Here is a 5,538-nt window from a genome sequence, read left to right as displayed (position 1 = left end):
CGATGGAGCCGTTGGTGATCCACATCTTGTTGCCGTTGATGACCCACTCGTCGCCGTCCTTCTCGGCGCGGGTGCTCACGGAGGAGACGTCCGAACCGGTGTCGGGTTCGGAGATGGCGGCCCCGGAGATGGCCTCGCCCTTGGCGACGGGTTCGAGGTACTCCTCTTTCTGCTCTTCAGTACCGTATTCGAGGATGGCCTCGGTCCCGAAGCCGGTCGAGGACAGACACAGGCCGATACCGGGGTCGGCGGCGAACAGTTCCTCGACGATGATGGCGGTATCGAGGACGTCGTAGCCGGCGCCGCCGTACTCGAAGGGAATCTGGGGCGCCAGCAGGCCCATCTCGGCGGCCTCGTCGACGACTTCCCACGGGTACTTCTCTTCGCGGTCGTACTCCTTGGCGACCGGAACGATCTCGTTTTCGGCGAAGCGCTGGACCTCGCTTTTCAGTTGCTCTTGTTCTTCGGACAGTTCGAAGTCCATACCCGAATGTTTGACTGCAAGTATAAAACACCAACTTTTCCTAACGACGTTTGCAGCATCTCTACTGCTGGTTTACAACGATAACCGGCCTGCGCCGGTTCGTTTATCAAAGGTCGACGTACTGTTCTTCCCAATCGCGGCGCGCTTCGATCTCACGGCGGCCACGACGGGTGAGGGTATAGAAGTTTGTTCGACGGTCGCGCTGGCCCTTCTCGACGAGGCCCTTGTCGACGAGCGTATCGAGATTGGGGTAGAGACGGCCGTGGTGGATCTCCTTTTCGTAGTAGTCCTCGAGTTCTTCCTTGATGGCAAGCCCGTGGGGTTCTTCGCGCCCGGCGATGACGTACAGCAGGTCTCGCTGGAATCCTGTCAGGTCGTACATCGGTAAGTTCTATCTGCATGTTACTGTCGAATTAGGTTAAATATATCGAACCGTATTCCGCCTTCACTCCGAATACGCTCCCGAAAAACGTGCTATACACCGCTATAGTGTCTTCCGAACGTACGTACGGAACGTGATAATAAACGGAAGTGTTCTGGCTGTGTTATGTAGTGTCATCTGATACCACAGTTGCCTTACGGCTTATAATGTCTCGGCACGTATCTTCGGTATGGAAGAAGTTCTCTTCGAAAGCGAGCAGCGCCAGTCCCGCAGCGAAACCGCCCAGATGCTCCGATCGGTCGCGGACAAACTCGAAGCCGGCGAGTCGGTATCTCTGTCCGCCGGCGAGCAATCGATCACGCTGGCGGTGCCGGAAACCCATACCTTCGAGGTCAAAGCCGAACGGGAGACCGGCGGCGGTGAGTCGGAACTGAGCGTCGAGTTCGAACTGGAATGGGACGAGAACGGGAGCGATAGTGGTAGCGACGGCTCGCTGGAGATAGCCTAAGCTATCGAATGTTGTTCAGCGAGAGGAAAGCAGCCGACCGGCAGAAAACGCCGGTCGGCCGCTTGCCGCCCTGAATAGGTCCCCGCTGACGCTTCGGCCCTCCAAGCGAAGCGTCACCTGATACAAGCGCGTATTCAGGTATAAATGTACCGCCTACGGCGAAGCCGACCGCCGACCTAGATGTACTCCTCTTCGAGAACCCAGCCGAGGGCTCGCTTATAATAGGTGAACATCTGCCGGACCCCCTCGTGGTTCATGCTCTCGTCGTCCAACTCCTCTTTCAGGAACTCGTACTGCTCGCGGATCTCCTCTTCGTCGCGCATACCGGGTAGAGGGACGCAGGACAAATGAAAGTTCGCGACACGGCGACCGGAACCCACAACTCGGTGCCGGCCCCGGTTGGCGGTATGCACGTTCACGTCATCGCGACCGGTGGAACCATCGCCTCGACTGCGGAGGGCGCCGATTCGGGTGCTGCGCCGACCCTCTCGGGTGCCGACCTCGTCGAGGCCGTCCCCGAGATCGAGCGCTTCGCCGACGTAACCGTCGAAAGCGTCGCCGACAGCCCCGGCTTCGATATGTCGCCGGCCATCTGTGCCCGCGTCGCCGACCGGATCTCCGAGCGCGCCGACGAGGTCGACGGATTCGTCGTCACCCACGGCACCGACACGCTGGCCGAGACCGCGCGCTATCTCGACCTGACGGTCTCGGCGCCGGTCGTCGTCACGGGCGCCCAGCGCCGTCCCGACGAGGCCGGCAGCGACGGGCCGACGAACCTCCGGAGCGCGGTCCGTGCGGCCGCACACGAGCGCCTCACCGAGGGCGCCTTCGTCGCCTTCGACGAGGAACTCCACGACGCAGCGACCGTCCGGAAGTCCCACACCTGCGCGCTGGATACCTTCCGGTCGCCCGAAACCGGCCCCGTCGCTCGCCTGACTCGCAAACGCGTCCACTGGTACCGGGAGCCGTCGGCGCCCGCCGAACGCCTGCCGGTTCCCGACGCCGATGCCCATCCGACGGTCCCGCTCGTGGTCTCCGCCTCCGGCGTCGGTCGCGAAGCCTTCGAGGCCGCGGAGGCGCGCGGCGATGCCGTCGTCGTCGCCGGAACCGGCCTCGGAAACACCACCACCGCCCTCGGGGAGGCTATCGCGGCGGCCGACTGCCCAGTCGTGCTTTCCTCGCGGTGTCACGCCGGCCCGACCGAGCCGATCTACGGCACCCCCGGCGGCGCCGCGACGCTGGCCGAACGCGACCACGTCCGGTTCTCGCACGCGACGCCGTGGGCGACGCGCATCGAGACCATGCTCGCGGTCGCCGCCGACCGACTGGACGAGCGGTTCGACCGCTTCGAGGAATAGCCGAGGGTCGCGAGGGTCACTCTTCGGACGGTCGCGTCTCGATACCTGTCTCCGGGTCGCCCGGAACCGACGGGTCGTAGCGATGGCAGGCGACCGGGTGTGCGGTTTCGACGTCCACCACCGCCGGTGATTCGCGTTCGCAGACGCTCGTAGTGGTTTCAGCCAGCGGCCGTCGGGCGGCGTCGAGATTTCCATCTTCGATGGCGTCGACGGCGTCGGCGAGGGCAGCCTCCACATTCGCGTCGGGCAGTTCCGCCGGGAGGTCGAAGGCGGTCCTGACCGCCGCGTCGATGTCCGAATCGCTTCGTTCGGCCGGCGGCAACTCTCGGAGGACGGATGCTCGAAGTTCCTCTATATCGTCCCACTCGCGCTCCAGTCGGAACCGGAAGGCAACGACGCCCTGCCAGTGGTCTTGGGGAAGATCGACCGATTCGGGCGGGATTATCGCCGGGCAGCGTGGGTGGAACCGACAGCCCGAGGGGACGTCCGTCGCGTCGGGGAGGTCGTCGGTTAGCAGGTCGACGCCCGCGTCCTCGGCCGGGATGGCGGGGTCGAGACTCGGTATCGAGGCGACGAGCGTCCGCGTGTATGGGTGACTCGGGTCGCCGACGACGGTCTCTGTCGGCCCGCGTTCGACGATCTCGCCGAGATACATGACGGCCACGCGGTCACAGAAGCGCCGTACGAGGTCGATGTCGTGGCTGATGAGGACGATGGCGATGCCGAACCGGTCCTGCAGGCCGTCCAGCAGGTCGAGGACTTCGGCTTTCGTCCGGCCGTCGAGGGCGCTGACGGGTTCGTCGGCGACGATGACGTCGGGATTGAGGACGAGCGCCCGCGCGATGGCGATGCGCTGTTTCTCGCCGCCGGAGAACTCGTGTGGGTAGTCGTCGGCGTCCTCCCCGGAGAGGCCGACGCGTTCCAGGGCGTCCGCGACGATCTCGCGTCGGCGCTCGCTATCGGAGAGGCCGTGGACCCGAAGCGGTTCGCCGACGGCCTCCCCGACGGTCATGCGTGGGTTGAACGCCGAATCGGGGTCCTGCAGGACGAGTTGGACGCGCCGACGGAACCGCCGGAGTTCGGCGTCGTCGTATGCAAGCACGTCCTCGCCGTCGAAGCGGACCTCGCCGCCGGTCGGTTCTTCCATCCGGAGCATCGCGAGTGCGGTGCTGGATTTCCCACAGCCGGATTCGCCGACGAGGCCGAACGACTCGCCGGGCCGGACGTCGAAGGAGACGCCGTCGACGGCCCGGACGCGACCGGTTTCGCGGCGGAGCAGGCCCTCGCTCACCGGGTAGTGGAGTTCGAGGTTCCGAACCGAGACCAGCGGGCCGTCCGTCTCAGTCATGGCGGTCCTCCTCGGGGGTGGCGGATTCGGCCACCGTCTCGGCGGCGGTTTCGGTAACCGATTCCGAAGCGGACCCGGGCGCTACGTCGTCGGCGTCGAATACGGCCTCGGTCCGCACTGTTTCGGCGTCGAAGCCCTCGCCGTAGTAGACACAGGCGGCGCGGTGAGCCTCCGTTCCGTCGACCGTTTCGAAGTCGGGGAACCCATCGGCGCAGGCATCGACCGCGTGGGGACATTCCGCCCGGAACCGACAGCCGTCGGTCGGCAGGGCGTCTCGGGGCAGGCTCTCGCGGTCGAGGTCGCCGTCGCCGGTGAAACTCTCGAAGAGCGCCTGCGTGTAGGGGTGAGCCGGGTTCGCGAAGACCTCCTCGACGGGGCCGCGTTCGACGACGGTACCGGCGTACATGACGACGACGCGGTCGGCCAGGGCGGCGACGACCCGGAGGTCGTGGGTGACCAACAGGAGCGCCAGATCGCGGCCCGCCCGGAGGTCGTCGATGAGGTCGATGATACGGGCCTGGATCGTCACGTCGAGCGCGGAGGTGGGTTCATCGGCGACGAGCAGGGCGGGCTCCGCAGCGAGGGCGATGGCGAGGGCGACCCGCTGGCACATGCCGTCGGAGAACTGGTGTGGGTACTCGTCGACGCGGGATTCGGCCGGCGAGATGCCGACCGTTTCGAGGAGGTCGATGGCGCGTTCCCGGGCGTCGGCCTTGCTCACGTCGCGATGGAGGCGGATCGCTTCCACGATCTGGGCGCCGACGGTGTAGACGGGGTCGAGTGCGCTCCGGGCGTTCTGGAAGGCGTAGCCGATCTCGTTGCCGCGTATCGACCCGAAGTCTGTCCCATCGAAGGGGACGAGGTCCCGGCCGTCGAAGCGGACCGTCCCGGCGACCTCGGCGGGCGGCGTCTCGACGAGGCCGGTGAGCGTATCGCAGGTGATGGTCTTCCCGGACCCGCTCTCGCCGACGAGACAGACCGTCTCGCCGCGATCGATATCGAAGGAGACGCCGTCGACGGCGCGAACGAGGCCGCTGTCGGTGTGGATGTGGGTTCGCAGGTCCTCGACGGAAAGCAGCGGGTCGGTCATGTTTCACCTCGCGAGGCGAGGGCGTTCCGAGGGAATGCCTCGGTCGCGTGCTGTCTATTCATGGAGGGCAACTACGCGTGCGGGGGACCCCCACGTGAATAAATGTTGATATCATGCGAACCGATTCGGACGGAAACAACTGTCCGGGCCGTATCTCGACGGCGATACCGTGGGACGACCGGAAAGCGTGCGCGGGAGCGACGGACGCCGTTTATATACGGTTCGCGCGAAACGACCGTCCATGCAGGAGACACGCGAACGCGTTCTCGACGCGCTGGCGGAAGGCCCCGTCTCGGGGCCGAAACTGGCCGCGGAGCTCGATATCTCTCGGGCGGCGGTCTGGAAGCACGTCGAGGCGCTCCGCCAGG

8 protein-coding genes are annotated in these 5,538 nt (G+C 65.6%); 3 read left to right on the top strand and 5 right to left on the bottom strand.

From position 1 onward, the window contains the following. Together V5A53_RS12555 and V5A53_RS12550 are read right to left on the bottom strand one after the other, a co-directional pair. On the bottom strand, nucleotides 1-484 hold a 484-nt coding region (locus V5A53_RS12555), incomplete at its 3' end, for an acyl-CoA dehydrogenase family protein (protein ID WP_332313959.1). A gap of 106 nt (nucleotides 485-590) precedes the next feature. Then, on the bottom strand, nucleotides 591-866 hold the full coding sequence (locus V5A53_RS12550) for a PadR family transcriptional regulator (protein ID WP_332313958.1): 276 nt from the start codon (nucleotides 864-866) through the stop codon (nucleotides 591-593). A gap of 229 nt (nucleotides 867-1,095) precedes the next feature. Here V5A53_RS12550 and V5A53_RS12545 point away from each other — a divergent pair, with 229 nt between their 5' ends. Continuing rightward, nucleotides 1,096-1,374, top strand: a complete 279-nt coding sequence (locus tag V5A53_RS12545) for an amphi-Trp domain-containing protein (RefSeq protein WP_332313957.1) — start codon at nucleotides 1,096-1,098, stop codon at nucleotides 1,372-1,374. Nucleotides 1,375-1,550: 176 nt separating this feature from the next. Here V5A53_RS12545 and V5A53_RS12540 read toward each other — a convergent pair whose 3' ends face one another. Beyond that, nucleotides 1,551-1,697 carry a hypothetical protein gene (locus V5A53_RS12540; protein WP_332313956.1) on the bottom strand — a complete coding sequence of 49 codons (147 nt, stop codon included), beginning with the start codon at nucleotides 1,695-1,697 and terminating at the stop codon, nucleotides 1,551-1,553. A gap of 84 nt (nucleotides 1,698-1,781) precedes the next feature. On the opposite strand from V5A53_RS12540, the gene V5A53_RS12535 reads away from it, so the two are divergent. Next, nucleotides 1,782-2,732, top strand: a complete 951-nt coding sequence (locus V5A53_RS12535) for an asparaginase (RefSeq protein ID WP_332313955.1) — start codon at nucleotides 1,782-1,784, stop codon at nucleotides 2,730-2,732. A 16-nt stretch (nucleotides 2,733-2,748) separates the two neighbouring features. Here the strand turns inward: V5A53_RS12535 and V5A53_RS12530 are convergent, their stop codons facing one another. Together V5A53_RS12530 and V5A53_RS12525 are read right to left on the bottom strand one after the other, a co-directional pair. Then, a complete protein-coding gene (locus tag V5A53_RS12530; RefSeq protein WP_332313954.1) occupies nucleotides 2,749-4,080 on the bottom strand; it encodes an ABC transporter ATP-binding protein in 1,332 nt (443 codons plus the stop codon). Further along, nucleotides 4,073-5,170 (bottom strand): ABC transporter ATP-binding protein, encoded by a 1,098-nt coding sequence (locus V5A53_RS12525; protein ID WP_332313953.1) that lies wholly within the window; start codon nucleotides 5,168-5,170, stop codon nucleotides 4,073-4,075. Before V5A53_RS12525 ends, V5A53_RS12530 begins: the two co-directional genes overlap by 8 nt. A gap of 241 nt (nucleotides 5,171-5,411) precedes the next feature. Here V5A53_RS12525 and V5A53_RS12520 point away from each other — a divergent pair. Continuing rightward, the coding region (locus V5A53_RS12520; protein ID WP_332313960.1) for an HTH domain-containing protein at nucleotides 5,412-5,538 on the top strand (127 nt) is incomplete at its 3' end.

The organism is Natronomonas sp. (assembly GCF_036625485.1).
Lineage (GTDB): Archaea > Halobacteriota > Halobacteria > Halobacteriales > Haloarculaceae > Natronomonas.
Note: the sequence above shows the minus strand (reverse complement) of the source record. Positions and strands in the feature narration are given on the sequence as shown.